The sequence below is a fragment of the Pseudomonas sp. GL_093 genome, from assembly GCF_057837605.1.
Map to the genome: position 1 here is coordinate 1969607 of NZ_CM174448.1, position 18532 is coordinate 1988138.

The 18532-nt window shown below is 60.5% G+C and carries 21 protein-coding genes and 1 riboswitch; of the genes, 16 read left to right on the plus strand and 5 right to left on the minus strand.

Annotated features, from left to right (window positions below):
* Nucleotides 1–15 precede the first annotated feature (15 nt).
* Nucleotides 16–669: an O-methyltransferase gene (locus AC3IUE_RS08925; protein ID WP_489266802.1), complete on the plus strand. Its 654-nt coding sequence runs from the start codon at nt 16–18 to the stop codon at nt 667–669.
* A gap of 138 nt (nt 670–807) precedes the next feature.
* Here AC3IUE_RS08925 and AC3IUE_RS08930 read toward each other — a convergent pair whose 3' ends face one another.
* Together AC3IUE_RS08930 and AC3IUE_RS08935 are read right to left on the minus strand one after the other, a co-directional pair.
* Entirely contained in the window at nt 808–2121 is a 1314-nt protein-coding gene (locus tag AC3IUE_RS08930) for a PQQ-dependent sugar dehydrogenase (protein ID WP_489266804.1), read from the minus strand.
* Between the two features lie 68 nt (nt 2122–2189).
* Entirely contained in the window at nt 2190–2774 is a 585-nt protein-coding gene (locus AC3IUE_RS08935; RefSeq protein WP_046048018.1) for a hypothetical protein, read from the minus strand.
* A gap of 154 nt (nt 2775–2928) precedes the next feature.
* A riboswitch (cobalamin riboswitch) is annotated at nt 2929–3163 on the plus strand.
* 82 nt (nt 3164–3245) lie between these two features.
* Between AC3IUE_RS08935 and cobO the strand changes: the two genes are divergently transcribed.
* The 14 genes from cobO to AC3IUE_RS09005 all read left to right on the plus strand — a co-directional run bounded on the left by cobO (nt 3246) and on the right by AC3IUE_RS09005 (nt 14686).
* Complete coding sequence (gene cobO / locus AC3IUE_RS08940) at nt 3246–3857, plus strand: cob(I)yrinic acid a,c-diamide adenosyltransferase (RefSeq protein WP_046048017.1); 612 nt, start codon at nt 3246–3248, stop codon at nt 3855–3857.
* Nucleotides 3854–5254, plus strand: a complete 1401-nt coding sequence (locus AC3IUE_RS08945; RefSeq protein ID WP_489266807.1) for a cobyrinic acid a,c-diamide synthase CobB — start codon at nt 3854–3856, stop codon at nt 5252–5254. The genes cobO and AC3IUE_RS08945 overlap by 4 nt, the downstream gene beginning before the upstream one ends.
* Nucleotides 5251–5901: a 5,6-dimethylbenzimidazole synthase gene (gene bluB / locus AC3IUE_RS08950; protein ID WP_489266809.1), complete on the plus strand. Its 651-nt coding sequence runs from the start codon at nt 5251–5253 to the stop codon at nt 5899–5901. The genes AC3IUE_RS08945 and bluB overlap by 4 nt, the downstream gene beginning before the upstream one ends.
* Nucleotides 5898–6806 carry an adenosylcobinamide-phosphate synthase CbiB gene (cbiB, locus tag AC3IUE_RS08955; protein ID WP_489266811.1) on the plus strand — a complete coding sequence of 303 codons (909 nt, stop codon included), beginning with the start codon at nt 5898–5900 and terminating at the stop codon, nt 6804–6806. The genes bluB and cbiB overlap by 4 nt, the downstream gene beginning before the upstream one ends.
* Complete coding sequence (gene cobD / locus AC3IUE_RS08960) at nt 6799–7791, plus strand: threonine-phosphate decarboxylase CobD (RefSeq protein ID WP_489266813.1); 993 nt, start codon at nt 6799–6801, stop codon at nt 7789–7791. Before cbiB ends, cobD begins: the two co-directional genes overlap by 8 nt.
* On the plus strand, nt 7788–9239 hold the full coding sequence (locus tag AC3IUE_RS08965; RefSeq protein WP_489266815.1) for a cobyric acid synthase: 1452 nt from the start codon (nt 7788–7790) through the stop codon (nt 9237–9239). Before cobD ends, AC3IUE_RS08965 begins: the two co-directional genes overlap by 4 nt.
* Nucleotides 9240–9360: 121 nt before the next feature.
* Complete coding sequence (gene cobU, locus AC3IUE_RS08970) at nt 9361–9882, plus strand: bifunctional adenosylcobinamide kinase/adenosylcobinamide-phosphate guanylyltransferase (RefSeq protein WP_489266817.1); 522 nt, start codon at nt 9361–9363, stop codon at nt 9880–9882.
* Nucleotides 9879–10934: a nicotinate-nucleotide--dimethylbenzimidazole phosphoribosyltransferase gene (gene cobT, locus AC3IUE_RS08975; RefSeq protein ID WP_489266819.1), complete on the plus strand. Its 1056-nt coding sequence runs from the start codon at nt 9879–9881 to the stop codon at nt 10932–10934. Before cobU ends, cobT begins: the two co-directional genes overlap by 4 nt.
* Nucleotides 10931–11506 (plus strand): alpha-ribazole phosphatase family protein, encoded by a 576-nt coding sequence (gene cobC / locus AC3IUE_RS08980; protein WP_489266821.1) that lies wholly within the window; start codon nt 10931–10933, stop codon nt 11504–11506. The genes cobT and cobC overlap by 4 nt, the downstream gene beginning before the upstream one ends.
* 2 nt (nt 11507–11508) lie before the next feature.
* The gene (locus AC3IUE_RS08985; protein ID WP_283183640.1) at nt 11509–12240 is read left to right on the plus strand and encodes an adenosylcobinamide-GDP ribazoletransferase; all 732 of its coding nucleotides are present in this window, start codon (nt 11509–11511) and stop codon (nt 12238–12240) included.
* A gap of 54 nt (nt 12241–12294) precedes the next feature.
* A complete protein-coding gene (locus AC3IUE_RS08990; RefSeq protein ID WP_056744044.1) occupies nt 12295–12699 on the plus strand; it encodes a MarR family winged helix-turn-helix transcriptional regulator in 405 nt (134 codons plus the stop codon).
* 52 nt (nt 12700–12751) lie between these two features.
* Entirely contained in the window at nt 12752–13960 is a 1209-nt protein-coding gene (locus AC3IUE_RS08995) for an MFS transporter (RefSeq protein ID WP_056744045.1), read from the plus strand.
* Nucleotides 13957–14079, plus strand: coding sequence for a hypothetical protein (locus AC3IUE_RS09000; protein ID WP_008148682.1), 123 nt, complete (start codon nt 13957–13959; stop codon nt 14077–14079). The genes AC3IUE_RS08995 and AC3IUE_RS09000 overlap by 4 nt, the downstream gene beginning before the upstream one ends.
* A gap of 55 nt (nt 14080–14134) precedes the next feature.
* A complete protein-coding gene (locus tag AC3IUE_RS09005) occupies nt 14135–14686 on the plus strand; it encodes a glutathione peroxidase (protein ID WP_056744048.1) in 552 nt (183 codons plus the stop codon).
* An 89-nt stretch (nt 14687–14775) separates the two neighbouring features.
* On the opposite strand, the gene AC3IUE_RS09010 is transcribed toward AC3IUE_RS09005, so the two are convergent.
* From AC3IUE_RS09010 to AC3IUE_RS09020, 3 genes are all read right to left on the minus strand, one after another.
* Nucleotides 14776–16062: an OmpP1/FadL family transporter gene (locus AC3IUE_RS09010; RefSeq protein WP_489266824.1), complete on the minus strand. Its 1287-nt coding sequence runs from the start codon at nt 16060–16062 to the stop codon at nt 14776–14778.
* 145 nt (nt 16063–16207) lie between these two features.
* Entirely contained in the window at nt 16208–16690 is a 483-nt protein-coding gene (locus AC3IUE_RS09015; RefSeq protein ID WP_046053293.1) for a hypothetical protein, read from the minus strand.
* A gap of 276 nt (nt 16691–16966) precedes the next feature.
* Complete coding sequence (locus AC3IUE_RS09020; protein WP_007898912.1) at nt 16967–17191, minus strand: hypothetical protein; 225 nt, start codon at nt 17189–17191, stop codon at nt 16967–16969.
* Between the two features lie 997 nt (nt 17192–18188).
* Here AC3IUE_RS09020 and AC3IUE_RS09025 point away from each other — a divergent pair.
* Nucleotides 18189–18512, plus strand: a complete 324-nt coding sequence (locus tag AC3IUE_RS09025) for an SEL1-like repeat protein (protein ID WP_082555869.1) — start codon at nt 18189–18191, stop codon at nt 18510–18512.
* Nucleotides 18513–18532: the final 20 nt, after the last annotated feature.

Consider the following 18532-nt stretch of genomic DNA (forward strand, 5'->3'; position numbering starts at 1 on the left):
ATGGCAGAGGTTGTCATGACCGCTCGCACACTTAATCTCGACGATTCCCTGTATCAATACCTGCTCGACGTTTCCCTGCGCGAAACGCCGTTGCTCAAGCGTTTGCGTGACGAAACCCAGGCGCTGCCCATGGCTCGCTGGCAGGTGGCGCCGGAGCAAGGTCAGTTCCTCGCGCTATTGGTGAAACTCACCAGCGCCAAGCGTCTGCTGGAAGTGGGCACCTTTACCGGTTACAGCGCCTTGTGCATGGCGGCTGCATTGCCAGATGACGGTTCGCTGATCTGCTGTGACATACCTGGCGACTACAACGCCACTGCGCGCCGTTACTGGCAGGAAGCGGGGCTTGCCGAGCGGATTGATCTGCGTCTGGCGCCCGCGCTGGAAACCCTGGCTCAGCTGGATCAGCAAGCGCCATTCGACCTGATCTTCATCGATGCCGACAAAGCCAACTACCCACGCTATCTGGAGCACGCATTGCGTTTGCTGCGCGTTGGCGGCCTGGCGGTGTTTGATAACACGCTGTGGAGCGGACGGGTGCTTGAGGACAATCCCGAGAGCGAAGACACCCGAGCCATCCAGGCGCTCAATCGCGCCTTGAAGGATGACTCGCGTGTGGATCTGTCGTTGTTGCCTTTAGGTGATGGGCTCACGCTCTGTCGTAAGCGCTAAACGCGGTCCTTGTGGGAGCGACGGTGCGACGATTCGACCTGCTCGCGAATAGCGGTGGGTCAGGCAAATTCAATGTCGAATGTGCCGGCCTCATCGCGAGCAGGCTCGCTCCCACATGGGTTATGTGTTGTTCGAAATTTATTTAACCGCCGACACGCGCCACACCTTGTTGCCCACGTCATCCGCCACCAACAAATCACCCTGCCGATCAATCACCACACCCACCGGCCGGCCCATGGCTTTTTCCTCGTTGTTGAGGAAACCGGTGAGCACATCAATCGGCTGCCCGGTCGGTTTTCCTGCGCTGAACGGTACAAAAATCACTTTGTAGCCACTGTGCGGTTTACGGTTCCACGAGCCATGCTGGCCGATGAATGCGCCTTCCTTGAATTGCGCCGGCAGTCTGTTGCCTTCAGCGAATGTCAGGCCCAGCGATGCGGTATGTGGGCCGACCGCGTAGTCCGGAGCGATGGCCTTGGCCACCAGGTCGGGGTTTTGCGGCTCGACGCGGATGTCGACGTGCTGACCGTAATAACTGTAAGGCCAGCCGTAGAACCCGCCGTCCTTCACAGAAGTGATGTAGTCCGGCACCAGGTCGCTGCCGATTTCGTCGCGTTCGTTGACCGCCGTCCACAGTGCGCCGCTCCGAGGTTCCCAGGCCAGACCGTTTGGATTACGAATCCCCGAGGCGAAGATTCGATGATTGCCGGTGGCGCGATCCACTTCCCAGATCGCCGCGCGACCTTCTTCCTTGTCCATGCCGTTTTCGGCCACGTTGCTGTTGGAGCCCACCGTGACGTACAGCTTGCTGCCGTCCTTGCTGGCGATGACGTTTTTGGTCCAGTGGTGATTCAGCGTACCGCCCGGCAGGTCGATCACCTTCATCGGCTGTGACTTGATCGCCGTCTCGCCGTTTTCATAGTGGAAGCGCAGCAGGCGGTCCGTGTCGGCGACGTACAGGTCATTGCCGACCAGGGTCATACCGAAGGGTGAGTTGAGGTTTTCCAGGAACACTGTGCGGGTTTCGGCGACGCCGTCGTGGTCCTTGTCCCGCAGCAGCGTGATGCGGTTCGGGCTCGGTACTTTGGCGCCGGCACGGCCCATGACTTTGCCCATCACCCAACCACGAATGCCTTTGCCGTCATCGGGTTTGGGTGGTGCGTTGGTTTCGGCGACCAGCACGTCGCCGTTGGGTAATACATAGAGCCAGCGCGGGTGATCGAGACCTTCGGCAAAAGCCGCCACCTGAGTCCCCGTCGCGGCGATGGGTTTCGTGCCGTCCGGCCAGCCGATCGCCGGGGCGATGTTCACCGTCGGGATCAGGGTTTTATTCGGTTCTGGCAGCTTGGGTGACGGGCCGTAGCCGTCGGTGACTTGCAGCCTGGCGGTTTCACCACAGGCCGCAAGCCCTCCGGCGAGCACGATGACGAGAGCGAGCGGGGGCTTGCGCATGCTGATCTTCCCTATGAATGCATTGACCTAATCAATAGAGAAGCGCAGGTGCGCGATGGTTCAACCGGTCAGCCGCGGGCTTCCTTGAACAGCACGGCAATGCCGGGGTGATAGTTGCCGGCTTCGTTGCGTAACTTGCGATAGGCGTAGGGGAAATACCAGGCCACCGCGCAGGTGTGTTCCTTTTGCAGGTCGTCGAGCATGTCCTGGAGTTCTTCCGGGGTGGCGCTTTGTTGGGCTTTTTGCGGCGCGACGAACAGGCAGCCGAGTTTCAGGTCGCTGGCGTAGCTGATGCGCTTGGCGTCGCTGGTGATGTCTTGTAATGCTTGCGTCAGGTTCAGGCTGTTGACGCGTGGCCAGCGCTGGGTCGCCTGAAGGTAAGCGCGTTCTTCGCTGGTCGCGATAAACAGATCGGCTCGGCCATTGCGTTCGCCTTCTTCGGTCTGTTTGCGGGTCGGTGTTTGTTGCAGCGTAACCATTTCCGCCATCCAGGCCGCGGCGGACAGCAGGCTCAGGTTGGCTTTTTCGTCGAACCAGTAAGGCGTGTCGTTATCGCCGCGCACGGCGTTGTAGCGGTCGATACAGTCAAACCAGCGTTCCAGCACCGGGCGCAGGAATTCCAGCTTCGGATTGCTGATGATCATGCCTTGCATGTGGCTCACCCTTGTTCTTGTGTTGTGAGGTTGTGGCTCTTTGATATCACTGCTGAGAGTGTGGCACAAGATTGGCGTCAGATAATTGATCGACGGCAGTTATTCGCTCGCAGGCCGCCCGTCTTCAATTGACGCTCCATCCCCAACCCTCTAACCTTCGCGGCTTGTTTCAGGTGCTCTGTGACCTTGGTCGACAGAGTGAAACAGGGAAGCCGGTGAGTGACTCTCTTCAAGCGACGAAGAGCCATGATCCCGGCGCTGCCCCCGCAACGGTAAATGAGTAAAGACTGCGCCTTGAGCCACTGTGTCGACTGTCGACATGGGAAGGCGCGCAGTCAGGCAAAACGCCGCTCATGAGCCCGGAGACCGGCCTGATCCATCCAGCGGCATCACGGTGGGCGATGCCAGGCTTTTTTGCCGTCTATTCTTGTGCCTGCCCGCCGTTATCCAGCCTCAACGGAGAGCTCCCCCATGACTGATACCCCCGATCGTGACGAACGTCATCTGGCGCGCATGCTGCGCAAAAAAGCCGTGATCGACGAACGCATCGCCAATTCCCCGAATGAATGTGGCCTGCTGCTGGTGCTGACCGGCAACGGCAAAGGCAAAAGCAGCTCGGCTTTCGGCATGCTCGCCCGGTCCATGGGCCACGGCATGCAGTGTGGTGTGGTGCAGTTCATTAAAGGGCGCAGCAGCACCGGCGAAGAACTGTTCTTCCGGCGCTTCCCGGAACAGGTGCGTTTTCATGTGATGGGCGAGGGCTTCACCTGGGAAACCCAGGATCGCCAGCGTGACATCGCCGCCGCTGAAGCCGCATGGGCGGTGTCGCGCGAATTGCTGCGTGATCCGTCGATCGGCCTGGTGGTGCTGGATGAATTGAACATTGCGCTCAAGCACGGTTATCTGGATCTCGATCAAGTGCTCAGCGACTTGCAGGCCCGTCCGCCGATGCAGCACGTGGTGGTCACCGGTCGCGGCGCCAAGCCGGAGATGATTGAACTGGCTGACACCGTCACCGAAATGGGCGTGATCAAGCACGCGTTCCAGGCCGGGATCAAAGCGCAAAAAGGCGTCGAATTGTGAGTCAACCACGTCATTGCCCGGCGGTATTGATTGCCGCGCCGGCCTCCGGTCAGGGCAAGACCACCGTCACCGCCGCACTGGCCCGTTTGCATCGCAATCAGGGGCGCAAGGTGCGCGTGTTCAAATGCGGCCCGGACTTCCTCGACCCGATGATTCTCGAGCGCGCCAGCGGTGCGCCGGTGTATCAACTGGACATGTGGATGGTCGGCGAGCAGGAAAGTCGTCGACTGTTGTGGGAAGCCGCCGGTGAAGCCGATCTGATCCTCATCGAAGGCGTCATGGGGTTGTTCGACGGTACGCCGTCCAGCGCTGATCTGGCGCGGCATTTCGGCGTACCGGTGCTGGGTGTGATCGACGGCACCGCCATGGCCCAGACCTTTGGCGCACTGGCGTTGGGGCTGGCGCGTTATCAGCCGGACTTGCCGTTTGCCGGTGTGCTGGCCAACCGCGTCGGCACCCTGCGTCACGCGCAACTACTGGAAGGCAGCCTCACTGAAGGCTTGCGCTGGTACGGCGCCTTGTCCCGGGAAACCGGGATCGAATTGCCGAGCCGACACCTCGGGCTGGTTCAGGCCAGTGAGTTGAACGATCTTGATCTGCGCCTCGATGCGGCGGCCGATGCGCTGGCCAGCAGTTGCGAGGTCGCGCTGCCACCGGCGGTGGAATTCGCCGCTCCAGATGTGATCGCGGCAGAACCGTTGCTGGCCGGCGTGCGTATTGCCGTGGCCCGTGACGAAGCGTTTGCCTTCACCTACGGTGCTAGCCTGGATCTGCTCCGCGCCATGGGCGCCGAGTTGCTGTTTTTCTCGCCGATCCGTGACACGCAATTGCCGGAGGCAGACAGCCTCTATCTGCCGGGCGGTTATCCCGAATTGCACCATGTGGCGCTGTCACAGAACACCACGATGCTGGACGCAATCCGCGCTCACCATGCGGCGGGCAAGCCGTTGTTGGCCGAGTGCGGCGGCATGCTGTATCTGCTCGATTCGTTGACCGATGTCGAAGGTACCCGCGCTGAACTGGTCGGCTTGCTGGCGGGGGATGCGGTGATGCAAAAGCGTCTGGCCGCGTTGGCGTTGCAAGCGGTCGAGTTGCCGGAAGGTTCGTTGCGCGGGCACACCTATCACCATTCGCTGACCAGTACCGAGCTTGAGCCGATTGCTCGTGGCTTGAGCCCGAACGGTGGGCGAGGGGCAGAGGCGGTTTATCGTGAAGGGCGGATGACCGCCTCTTATGTGCACTTTTATTTCCCGTCCAATCCCGCCGCTGTAGCCGCATTATTTGCGCCTGACCTTGAGGCCGCCATCGCGAGCAAGCTCGCTCCCACAGTTGACTGCGTTTCTTCAGGCAGCACACCTTCCAATGTGGGAGCGAGCCTGCTCGCGAAGAGGCCATGAGCAACAACGCATTTTCCGAAGCCGAGCGCGCGGCGGTCTACCGAGCCATCGGCGAACGCCGCGACATGCGTCATTTCAGCGGTGGCACCGTCGAGCCCGAGTTGCTGCGGCGCCTGCTCGAAGCCGCGCATCAAGCGCCGAGTGTCGGCCTGATGCAGCCCTGGCGGTTCATCCGCATCAGCGATCGAGCCCTGCGCGGCAAGATCCAGTTGTTGGTTGAAGAAGAACGCATCCGCACCGCTGAAGCCCTCGGCGAGCGCACCGACGAATTCATGAAGCTGAAAGTCGAAGGCATCAACGACTGCGCCGAGGTGCTGGTCGCCGCGCTGATGGACGATCGAGAGCGTCATATCTTCGGCCGCCGCACTTTGCCGGAAATGGACATGGCGTCATTGTCCTGCGCGATCCAGAACCTCTGGCTGGCCTCCCGCGCTGAAGGATTGGGCATGGGCTGGGTGTCGCTGTTCGAGCCGCAAGCCCTGGCGGACCTGCTGGGTTTGCCCGTCGGAGCCAAGCCGTTGGCCGTTCTTTGTCTCGGTCCGGTCAAGGAATTCTATCCGGCGCCGATGCTGGTACTCGAAGGCTGGGCGCAGGCGCGTCCGCTCAGTGAGCTGTTGTATGAAAATTATTGGGGAGTGAGTCAATGAGTGTGGCGTTGTTGAGTGTCGCCGCGGTTGCGCTGGATGCGCTGCTGGGTGAACCCAAACGCTGGCATCCGCTGGTGGCGTTCGGCCGTTTTGCCGAGCGCATCGAGCAACGGTTCAATGGTGAGGGTCGCGGCTGGCGCAGCCATGGCGTGACTGCCTGGGTGATCGCGGTGTTGCCGCTGACCCTGCTGGCCACGGCGTTTTCCTGGGCGCCCTATGTCGGCTGGATCGTCGAGATTCTCGTGCTCTATTGCGCCCTCGGCATGCGCAGCCTCGGTGAGCACGTTACGCCTGTGGCCAAGGCGCTGCGCAGCGATGATCTGGACGAGGCGCGCAAACGTGTCAGTTATCTGGTCAGCCGCCAGACCAGCGAACTGGATAAAACCGAAGTCGCCCGCGCCGCCACGGAGTCTGTCCTGGAGAACGGCAGCGACGCGGTATTCGCTGCGCTGTTCTGGTTTGCTGTGGCCGGCGCGCCTGGCGTGGTGCTCTACCGTTTGAGCAACACGCTGGATGCGATGTGGGGTTACCGCAACGAACGTTTCGAGCGTTTCGGCTGGGCGGCGGCAAAGATCGACGACGTCCTCAACTACATTCCTGCGCGCTTGGTCGCATTGACCTACGCGCTGCTGGGCAAAACCCGTCTGGCGCTGAAATGCTGGCGCACACAGGGCCCGACCTGGGACAGCCCGAATGCCGGTCCGGTGATGGCGGCCGGTGCCGGTGCGCTCGGCGTCGAGTTGGGCGGGGCGGCGATTTATCACGGTGAACTGCATCAGCGTCCGCCACTGGGCGAAGGCGTGCCGGCGGACGCCGACTCCATCGACCGCGGCTGGCAATTGGTCCAGCGCGGGGTATGGTTATGGTTGCTGATCCTCTGCGTGGGGGCTGAATTTTATGCTTGAGCACGGTGGTCGGTTACGCAAGGCGGCGCTCGATTACGGCATCGCCGAAGCCGATTGGCTCGACCTGTCCAGCGGCCTCGCGCCCTGGCCGTTTCCGGTCCCGGAGATTCCGTTGCGGGCCTGGGCGCGTTTGCCGGAAACCGATGACGGCCTGGAGCAGGCGGCCTGTGATTATTACGGCGCCGCTCAGGTGCTGCCGGTGGCTGGCTCGCAAATGGCGATCCAGTTGCTGCCGCGTTTGCGCCGGGCCGGCAAGGTCGGCGTGCTCTCGCCGTGTTACGCCGAACACGCCGAAGCGTGGCGCCGTAACGGCTACATCGTGCGTGAAGTGCTGGAGCAGGAAGTCGACTTCTTTCTCGACAGCCTCGACGTGCTGGTGGTGGTCAACCCGAACAATCCTACCGGCCTGAGCCTGACACCGAGTCGGCTGCTCGACTGGCACTCGCGGCTGGCCCAGCGCGGTGGCTGGCTGGTGGTGGACGAGGCGTTCATGGACAACACACCGCAGCTGAGCCTGGCACCTTTTGCCAATCAGGTCGGGTTGATCGTGCTGCGTTCCTTCGGCAAGTTTTTCGGCCTGGCCGGTGTGCGTCTGGGTTTCGTCCTGGCTGAGCGCAAGTTGCTCAAGTTGCTGGCCGAGCAAGTGGGGCCGTGGGCGGTCAGCGGGCCGACGCGGGTGCTGGGGCAGGCCTGTCTGCTGGATACCGAAGGGCATGTCCGGCAACGGGTTCGCGCTGATGAAGCCAGCGAGCGTCTGGCGCTGCTGCTTGAACACCACGGTTTCAAACCCCAGGGTGGCTGCGCCTTGTTTCAATGGCTGATCACCGACCGTGCCGAAGACCTGCATGAGTTCATGGCCCGGCGCGGCATTCTGCTGCGGTTGTTCACCCACAACAGCAGCGTGCGTTTCGGCTTGCCCGCCGATGAAACCGAGTGGACACGTCTCGCGCAAGCGTTCGAAGCCTACGCCAAGGAAACCCAATGACTACGTTGATGGTGCAGGGCACCACTTCCGACGCCGGTAAAAGTACGCTGGTGACGGCGTTGTGCCGCTGGGTCACGCGTCAGGGCGTCAGCGTCGTGCCGTTCAAACCACAGAACATGGCGCTTAACAGTGCCGTGACCGCCGACGGTGGCGAGATCGGTCGTGCGCAAGCGGTGCAGGCTCAGGCCGCCAACCTTGAGCCGCACACCGACATGAACCCGGTGCTGCTCAAACCCAACAGCGACACCGGCGCTCAAGTGATCATCCATGGTCGCGCGGTCACGACGATGAACGCGGTCGCGTATCACGACTACAAAGCTATCGCCATGCAAGCAGTGCTGGCCTCTCATGAACGGCTGAGCGCGGCGTATCCCGTGGTCATGGTCGAAGGCGCGGGTTCGCCGGCCGAGATCAATCTGCGTGCCGGTGATATCGCCAACATGGGCTTTGCCGAGGCGGTGGATTGTCCGGTCGTGTTGATCGCCGACATCAATCGCGGCGGGGTTTTTGCGCATCTGGTGGGCACGCTGGAACTGCTGTCGCCCAGCGAACAGGCGCGAGTCAAAGGCTTCATCATCAATCGGTTTCGCGGCGATATCGCTTTGCTGCAACCGGGGCTGGATTGGCTGGAAGCGCGCACCGGCAAACCGGTGATCGGCGTTCTGCCTTACGTGATGGACCTGCACCTGGAAGCCGAGGACGGCATCGATCAGCGTCAGACTGACAAGGCCGACCAGGTCCTGAAAGTAGTGGTGCCTGTACTGCCGCGAATCAGCAACCACACCGATTTCGATCCGCTGCGCCTGCATCCGCAGGTGGATCTGCAATTCATCGGCCCCGGTCAGGCGATTCCACCGGCGGACCTGATTATTCTCCCCGGCTCGAAAAGCGTGCGCAGCGACCTCGCGTACCTGCGGGCCAGTGGCTGGGACACCGCGATCAGTCGTCATCTGCGTTATGGCGGCAAAGTGCTGGGCATTTGCGGCGGTCTGCAAATGCTCGGCAACCAGGTCCACGACCCGCTGGGCCTCGAAGGCGCGCCGGGTTCCAGCGCCGGTTTGGGCTTGTTGGCGTTCGAAACCCAGCTCGAAGAAGAGAAGCAATTGCGCAATGTGCGCGGGCGTCTGGCGCTCGAAGATGCGCCAGTCAGCGGCTATGAAATTCATGCCGGGGTGACCACCGGGCCGGCGTTGGAAAACGCCGCGGTGCAGCTGGATGACGGTCGCTGCGACGGTGCGCAAAGCGCGGACGGGCAGATTTTCGGCACCTACCTGCATGGCCTGTTTGAATCGCCCGCGGCGTGCAGTGCGCTGTTGCGCTGGGCAGGTTTGCAGGCGGTGCAGGACGTGGATTATCACGCGTTGCGTGAGCGCGATATCGAGCGGCTGGCGGATCTGGTGGAGAAGCATCTGGATACCCGACTGTTGCGTGAGCTCTGTGGGATTTGAGGTGACTGTTCCGGCCTCATCGCGAGCAAGCTCGCTCCCACAGGTGATCGCATTCCAATGTGGGAGCGAGCTTGCTCGCGATGAGGCCCGTCGCCACACCGCCAATTTGAAGGAATGAACCATGCTGCAACTGATCCTAGGCGGCGCCCGCTCCGGCAAGAGTCGCCTGGCTGAAAAACTCGCCTCCGACAGCGGTCTGGCGGTGACGTACATCGCCACCAGCCAACCCCTCGACGGTGAAATGAACGAGCGGGTGGCCCATCACCGCGCCCGTCGTCCAGCCGAATGGGCGTTGATCGAAGAACCGGTGGAACTCGCCCGCATCCTGCGCGAAACCGCCAGCGCCGATCGGTGCCTGCTGGTGGATTGCCTGACGTTGTGGATGACCAATTTGCTGATGCTCGACGACACCAAGCGTCTGTCAGCCGAACGTCATGCATTACTGGACTGCCTGGCGTCGTTGCCGGGTGAAATCATTTTTGTCAGCAACGAGACCGGAATGGGTGTCGTGCCGCTGGGCGAATTGACTCGCCGCTATGTCGATGAAGCCGGTTGGCTGCATCAAGCATTGGCCGAGCGCTGTCAGCGCGTCGTCCTGACCGTCGCCGGCCTGCCCCTGACTTTGAAAGGAACTGCGTTATGACTCAATCCTGGTGGCTGAACCCCTGCAAACCGATCGATGCTCAAGCGGTCGAGCAGGCTGAGGCCCGTCAACAACAGCTGACCAAGCCTGCCGGCTCCCTCGGTCGGCTTGAGTCGGTGGCCGTCCAATTGGCCGGGTTACAAGGGCAGGTCAAGCCGAGACTGGATCAGCTGTGGATCGCGATTTTTGCCGGTGACCATGGCGTGGTCGCGGAAGGGGTGTCGGCATTTCCTCAGGAAGTCACCGGGCAGATGCTGCACAACTTCGTCAGCGGTGGGGCGGCGATCAGCGTGTTGGCGCGGCAACTCGGGGCATCCCTGGAAGTCGTCGACCTCGGCACGGTGACGCCGTCGTTGAATTTACCGGGTGTGCGTCACATGAACATCGGCCCGGGCACGGCGAATTTCGTCGAAGGTTCGGCGATGACGCCGGCTCAAGGCGAACTCGCTTTGCAGGCCGGCCGCGACAGCGTGCAGCGCGCCATCGCGGCGGGTGCGCAGTTGTTTATCGGTGGCGAGATGGGCATCGGCAACACCACCGCGGCCAGCGCGTTGGCCTGTGCCTTGCTCGATTGCCCGGTGGTGCAACTGGCGGGGCCGGGCACGGGTTTGAATGCGGCGGGTGTCAGCCATAAAGCTCAGGTTATCGAGCGCGCTTTGGCATTGCACAGTGCTCAACGTGGCGATGCGCTGCAAACCCTGTTCAACCTCGGAGGTTTTGAAATCGCGGCACTGGTCGGCGCGTATCTGGCGTGTGCCCAGGAAGGCGTCGCGGTGCTGGTGGACGGTTTCATTTGCAGCGTCGCGGCGTTGGTGGCGGTGCGCTTGAACCCTGAATGCCGTGAGTGGCTGTTGTTCGGTCATCGCGGCGCCGAGCCGGGTCATCGTCATGTGCTGGAAACTCTGAACGCCGAACCGCTGCTGGATCTCGGCCTGCGTCTGGGCGAGGGCAGTGGCGCCGCATTGGCCGTGCCGTTGCTGCGTCTGGCGTGCGACCTTCACGGGCAGATGGCGACGTTCGCCGAGGCCGCCGTGGCGGATCGTCCGGCATGACCTTGCGCCTGGACCTGTTGCGCCACGGCGAAACCGAACTCGGTGGCGGCTTGCGCGGCAGCCTCGACGATGCGCTGACCGACAAGGGCTGGGCGCAGATGCGCGCGGCGGTGGTCGAGCAGGGGCCTTGGGATCGTTTGGTCAGCTCGCCGTTGCAGCGGTGTGCGCGGTTCGCCGAAGAACTCGGCGCACAACTGGGTTTGCCGGTGCAGTTGGATAAAGACCTGCAAGAGCTGCACTTCGGCGCCTGGGAAGGGCAGAGTGCAGCAGCGCTGATGGAAACCGATGCCGAGGCGTTGGGATTGTTCTGGGCCGACCCTTACTCGTTTACGCCGCCTCAGGGTGAGCCGGTGGTGGATTTTTCGACGCGGGTGTTGGCGGCCGTTGAGCGCTTGCAAGCCGCGTACGCTGGCGAGCGGGTGTTGCTGATCAGTCACGGCGGGGTCATGCGTTTGTTGCTGGCTCAGGCGCGGGGATTGCCTCGTGAGCAGTTGCTCAACGTCGAAGTCGGGCATGGCGCGTTGTTTTCGCTGACGGTCGAATCCGGCGTGTTGTTAAAGGAAGCGCTCTGACCATGTTGCCGTTCTGGATCGCCCTGCAATTTTTGAGCAGCCTGCCGATTCGTCTGCCGGGCATGCCGGCGCCACAGGAGTTGGGGCGGTCGCTGCTGTTTTATCCGCTGGTCGGCCTGCTGTTCGGCGGGATTTTATGGGCGTTCAACTGGCTGTTACTCGGCACGCCGTTGTTGCTTCATGCAGCACTGTTGCTGACGGTTTGGGTATTGCTCAGCGGCGCGTTGCACCTGGACGGCCTGGCCGACAGCGCCGATGCGTGGCTCGGTGGGTTTGGCGATCGCGAGCGCACGTTGACGATCATGAAGGACCCGCGTAGCGGGCCGATTGCGGTCGTGACGCTGGTGCTGGTGTTGCTGCTCAAATTCGCCGCGTTGCTGGCATTGATCGAGCAGCAACACGCCGTTGTCCTGATCATTGTTCCGTTGATCGGGCGCAGCGCGATGCTGGGCTTGTTCCTGACCACGCCTTATGTGCGTGCCGGTGGCTTGGGGCAAGCGCTGGCCGATCATCTGCCGCGTTTGGCGGGTAAACAGGTGTTGGCGGTGAGTGCGTTGGCGTGTGTTTTGATTGCCGGTCTCAGCGGTGTGTTGGCAGTTGTGCTGGCGGCGCTGGTGTTTGTCTGGCTGCGGCAAGTGATGCTGCGCCGATTGGGCGGCACGACGGGCGATACGGCGGGGGCGTTGCTGGAAATCCTTGAGGTCGCGGTGCTGGTGGGATTGGCTATCTGCTGAACTTCCCACATCATGTAACTTGATTTAACACAACCGCGGGTATATACACGCACCATGCTCGACTCCCAATGTTTATGCATCAACCTGCGTCGCGCCGCCCGTGGCGTCAGCAGGCATTACGACGGCGCTCTCGACGGCTTCGGGATCAACGTCGCCCAGTATTCTCTGCTGTGTAATCTGCAGCGTCTGGATAAACCGAGTATTTCCACGTTGGCCGAGGCCATGGGGCTGGATCGCAGCACCTTGGGGCGCAATCTGCGGGTGCTGGAAGGCGAAGGCCTGCTGATGCTGGTCGAGGGCGAGGACATGCGCAATCGCATCGTCATGCTCACCGAGGCGGGTACTGAACGCCTGAAAGCGGCCTTGCCCGCCTGGGAAGCGGCGCAACAGCGGTTGATTGACCGCTTGGGTGCCGAGAAACGCGAAACCTTGCTGCGACTGCTGGACGAACTGGCGTGATGCCGGTTTTTCCGATCTTAAGCGGGTATATACCCGCTACCGGAGAATAAGAATGACATCGATGTGGCGTACGTGTGGTTGGGTTTTGTTGGGGAGTGCGCTGATTCTCGCGTTGTCCTTGGGCGTCAGACACGGCTTCGGGCTGTTTCTGGCGCCGATGAGTGCCGAGTTCGGCTGGGGGCGTGAGACGTTTGCCTTCGCCATTGCCTTGCAGAACCTGATCTGGGGCCTGGCGCAGCCTTTCACCGGCGCGCTGGCCGACCGCTTTGGCGCCGCGAAAGTGGTGCTGGTCGGCGGTGTCCTGTATGCGTTGGGTCTGGTGTGCATGGGCCTGTCGGATTCCGCTGTGACCTTGTCCCTGAGTGCCGGCCTGTTGATCGGCATCGGTCTGTCCGGTACCTCGTTCTCGGTGATCCTCGGCGTGGTCGGCCGCGCAGTGCCGCCAGAGAAACGCAGCATGGGCATGGGCATTGCCAGCGCTGCCGGCTCTTTCGGTCAGTTCGCCATGTTGCCCGGCACGCTGGGGTTGATCGGCTGGCTGGGCTGGTCAGCGGCATTGCTGGTGTTGGGCCTGTTGGTGGCGCTGATCGTGCCGCTGGTGAGCATGCTCAAGGACAAGCCGCTACCGGTGTTCGGTCATGAACAAACACTGTCCGAAGCCCTGCACGAGGCCTGTTCCCATTCGGGATTCTGGCTGCTGGCGTTCGGCTTTTTTGTTTGCGGCTTCCAGGTGGTATTCATCGGCGTGCACTTGCCGGCTTATCTGGTGGATCAGCACCTCCCGGCGAGCGTCGGCACGACGGTGCTGGCGCTGATCGGGCTGTTCAATATTTTCGGTACTTACACGGCGGGCTGGCTCGGCGGGCGGATGTCCAAGCCGCGTTTGCTCACCGTCCTGTATCTGCTGCGGGCGGTGGTGATCGGGCTGTTCCTGTGGGCGCCCGTCACGACGACCACCGCGTACCTGTTTGGCATGGCGATGGGCTTCCTGTGGCTGTCGACCGTGCCCTTGACCAACGGCACCGTCGCGACCTTGTTCGGTGTGCGAAATCTGTCCATGCTCGGTGGGATTGTTTTCCTGTTTCACCAGCTCGGATCGTTCCTCGGCGGCTGGTTGGGCGGGGTGGTGTACGACCGAACCGGGAGCTATGACTTGATCTGGCAAGTGGCGATTCTCTTGAGCCTGTTAGCCGCAGCCCTGAACTGGCCGGTGCGTGAGCAGCCGGTGGCGCGCCTGCAAACACAGATGAGTGCGATATGAACAGTCTCTGGCCGCGGATCGCTGTCGTCGCTGTCTGCGCCTTGCTGCTGGCCCTGTCGTGGTGGGGCTGGCATCAGGGCGGGCTGGCGTTGATGCAACTGGGCATGGGTGCTTGCTAGCAGGATGTGAGGGCGAGTAACTTCGGTTTTGACGATTTCTCGAGGATGCACCGACATGCTGATGCGCTGGCTTGCAGTTCCCGCGTTACTGGTAGCGTTTAGTGGATTGGCTCAAGCCGCCGAATGCCCGGAGCTTTTGCAAGGCTCGTTGCCCAAGTTGCGCGCCAAGGAATCCATCGACCTGTGCCAGCGCTTTGCCGGCAAACCGCTGGTGGTGGTCAATACCGCGAGCTTCTGTGGTTTTGCCCCGCAGTTCAAAAGCCTTGAGGCGTTGAATCAGCGTTACAAGGATCAGGGGCTGGAGGTAATCGGCGTTCCGTCCAATGACTTCAAGCAAGAGTCCAAGGATGGCGAAGAGACGGCCAAGGTCTGCTACGTGAACTACGGCGTGACGTTCACCATGACTGAACCGCAGAAAGTCCGCGGTAATGACGCGACTCACTTGTTCAAGATCATCGCCAAGCAGAGCACCGCGCCGAAGTGGAACTTCTACAAATACGTGGTCGATCGCAAGGGCAAGGTGATCGCCAGTTTTTCCAGCCTGACCAAGCCTGACGATCCCGAGTTCATCGAGGCGGTGGAGAAAGCCCTAGCCTCGCAACCCTGATCGACGCCCGTTAAAAAGCCCCGCCTCTGTACAAGAGAGCGGGGCTTTTTCAATTCAGGCGGCGAGTGGTTCAGGTTCGCCGTGAATCATCAGAAGCGGTAGGTCGCACCAACACCGAAACCGTTCGCACTGTTTTCGTACTTGGCGTTGTAGGACTGACCCAAAGCGTTAGCGCGCTTGACAGTGACAGATTCTTCCTTGAGGTAAGAGTAAGCCACATCAATGGTCCAGTCGTCGGTTGGGTTGAAGCCCGCACCGACACTGAAGATCGTCCGGTCGCCGGTTGGAATGCGTGGCGAACGATCAGTGTTGTTGGTGGGCGACTGGTCAAGGGAGAGACCGGTACGCAGTACCCACTGCTTGTTCAGCTGGTAGGAAGTACCCAGGGCATAGGCCCAGGTGTCATGCCAGTTCTGGTCTTCCTTGATGGTACCAACGATTTGTGGGGCGAGGGCACCACCGCTAGATGCGGTTACGCCTTCGTTGTTGACCGTGATGTCTTTCAGGCGGCTCCAGCGAGTCCAGGTAGCACCGGCATAGAGCTTCCAGGAATCATTAATGTCTTGAGTCACGGAAAGGTCATAGGACTCAGGTGTTTCGATCTTCAGCGAGGCATCGTAACGGTTGGATTTGAGCAGCTGAGGTGGCACGCCAGTGCCGGTATTCACATCGGTGTGGCCGTCGAGCTTGTAGTTCACTTTCGAGTGATAGGTCAGGCCCACGCGAGTGGTGTCGGTGGCTTGCACCAGGACGCCGGCGTTAAAGCCCAAGGCCGTATCGTCGCCCTTGATCTCCACATTGTTGTCACCAGTCCGGGGGATAGGGAGAGCAATGTCCGATTCCAGGGTGCCGGAAATCCGGTTGATGGTAGGGCCAAAACCGATCGAAACTTTATCGTTGAAAGCGTAGCTGACGGTTGGCTGCAGAGTGATGACTTTGACTTCGCTCTTGCTGCCGAAAGCGCGGCCCTGAAAGCCGTTTTCGTAGTCGGTGATCAGCCCGAACGGAGCGTAGACACCAAAACCAACAGCCCATTCATCGTTGAGTTTATTTGTATAGAAACCCATCGGTACTGAAGTGAGCGGAACCATATCGCCTTTGTTGGTTCCGCTTGAACGGCCGCTGGTATCGCTGATATCGGTCGAGGCGTCGATCGCTGCGAGACCGCCAGTGATTTGCTGGCCTTTGAGGCGGGCCATACCGGCAGGGTTGCCAAAAACTGTACTTGCATCATCGGCAGATGAAGAGCGCCCTGCAAAACCTGTCCCCATCCCGCTGATGCTTTGTTCGTTGAGGGCAAAGCCACTCGCGAAGATCTGGGTGGATGCCAAGGTAACGGCGAGGCTAAGGGTGGTTTTGAGCATTACTTTTTTCATTATTAGAACTCCTGATGATCACCGGGGCGAAAATTACCAACATTTTCGTCCCAGCGCCATAGGCTGTGAGGCTTGATTTAGAGCGGTTTTGTAGGACAATCCGACCAAAATCGCAGCAGTTGCGCGATCTTGTGGAAACAGCAGATCAGCAGGCGACCTGATTCAGCGGTGAAACACAGGTTTGCCAGGCGCAGGTGAAGTCTCTCAGGCGTCCTTGAGGCTGGAAGGTCTGGCGCCAGATGCGGGCCATTCCCAGTAGGTCGTCTGCTTCGGGGAGGGGGGTGTTCTGTTCTTCTACAAGCAGCCAGGCGATGGCTGTGGCGTAACGCAGGTTGACGGTCAATTCGAGGTGCGGACCACTCAGGAACGCATGTTGGCTGGCCAGGCCGCGAACCAGGCTTGCGCGTTCCGGGTCAAGTGCCAGGTAGTGGTCCCAAAGTGCTTGATGGCGGGGTTCGGCGATTCGGTACAGGCCGTGTCCACGGCGGTCATGCAGGGCGGTTCCAAGGGCTGACTGGCTGGCGGCGACGCCCAGCAGCAGGGATTCGGCAGTTGCGCTATGGCACCCGAGGTAAATCAATGTCGGGCGGATCACATAACGGCACAGTTCGCTGGCAGCGATACCCATAAAGCCCTCGAAACGTGAAATGGTCGGCGATACCTGAAGGGGCCTTGGCAGCGGGTGAATCGACTCAGGCTCGCCGGAAGCGGCTGAAGCCGCTTGAGTTGAAGTGTAGTGTCATATTCGCGCCGTAAAGGCCTGTTTTTAAAATATTTCCGGCTGCGAGTTATAACCGTTATATCGCTTAGTGCTTAGGCGGTGGCAGCGAAAAGTGAAATATCGGGCAATAAAAAGCCCCGCTTTTTGAGCGAGGCTTTTGAGGTTTTCAGTCTTTCTGGCGTATCAGGCAACCAGTGCCTGACGGGTACGCTCGATCACGGCCTGCAGCGGCTCGGCGCTGGAGTATTGATCGGGGTACAGGCGTTCGCTGTGACGAGCGATGCCGTGTTCGTTGACCAGAGTGAAGCTGAAGCAGCCTTTGCGAGCGGCCATGATCAGGCAGTTCATTGGTGCAAAAGCGTTGGTTAGGGTGCGGATGGCATCCTGGGTGTGGATTTGAGTAGACATAGTCATTGGGTGTTCCTACAAGCGACACGGATAAGAACCGTGCAAAGTTAAAACGTTCCAGTGACGACGACCACCATTGGTCGAACGAAGAACCCGACTGGAACAAAGCAGCCAGTTTGAAGCGCTGATAAATTGGCGCGCTTGGGCTGGCAGGTAGGTACTTAGGAGGGCAGGCAACACATCAAGGGCAAAGGTTCTGGGCCCGGGGTGAAGATCCTGATCAATTTGCAGGTTGGTTCGGTCAGAGTAAGTGAGCTTCGCAACACCCTTCGCTTTGTTCGAAGGCAGTGTTGACGCAAGGTTTACCTGGAAACCATCGAGGTGGTCGATCCCGCTTTGTCGGTGGAGGCTTCCTTGAGGAAGGCTGACCGGGGGGATTTGTTCGACCAGAATTGACTTTCAGCTTGGTACTAACGCCGCGGATACTAACGGATTGAATTGCTGAAGGGAAGTGTGTTAGCAAAAAAGTTTTGTGGAGGCCCCTCATTCAACGTCCGGATGGGCGCTCGGAAAAAGCCATGACCCGCAGACTTGCCCTGTAATAGCACAAATTCCGACCATTGGTAGTCACGGCTCATCGGGCCAGGACCAGCCTGGATCATGGGTTTGCCAAGGTTTATCCCCAAGTGCGGGTGAAAAATGCGCCGAAAAAGCGCATCGATATAACTGCCTCGAAGGTACTTGTGCACATAAGTCGCGGAGGGTGTCACGCCGCTGTCATCTTCCCTTCAAACGCAGTGGGTGCCTGTAACCAAAATTTAAGTCAATGAAAAACATCGCTTTTTTTTACTGGTGAAAAAATCGTCAGTTTGACTGCGAGCCCCATTCCATACGGCTTTGCGAGAGTTCAAGGGCGGTTGTCCACTGAGTTATCCACAGCTTCTGTGGATTGTCCCGAGCGCTTGCTCTAGGACGGGCGTGCCGGGTTTTTTTAGGCTTTACCTGTAAGAAAAAAAGAGTAGAGTGGCGCGCCTTCCGATCTGCCCCACAGTGCTTTATGAAGTTTCGCTCAGTATCAGTCTCTGCAACCTCCACACCTCCCAGTATTACCCCGCCCAAGCGCTTTTCGATGCGCGTGGCCGAGTGGCTGCTGGACAGCCCGCGTCTGGGCGAAAACCCCAACGTCAAACACTTCGCCGGACGTTTGCTCAAGCAGCCAGCCCGTGAAGGGGTCGTGGCCGCGCAAAGCCGTCTCGGTCAGCTGATGTGCCGTGAATGCGGGAATGCCCGGGATCGCCGTATCGGCCAGGACCTTTTGCGTTCGGCCGCGCGGGCAGGGGATCGGCGCGCCCAGCAGGAACTGGGTCTGATCGAAGACTGAGCTGTCCAAGACCTGACGCC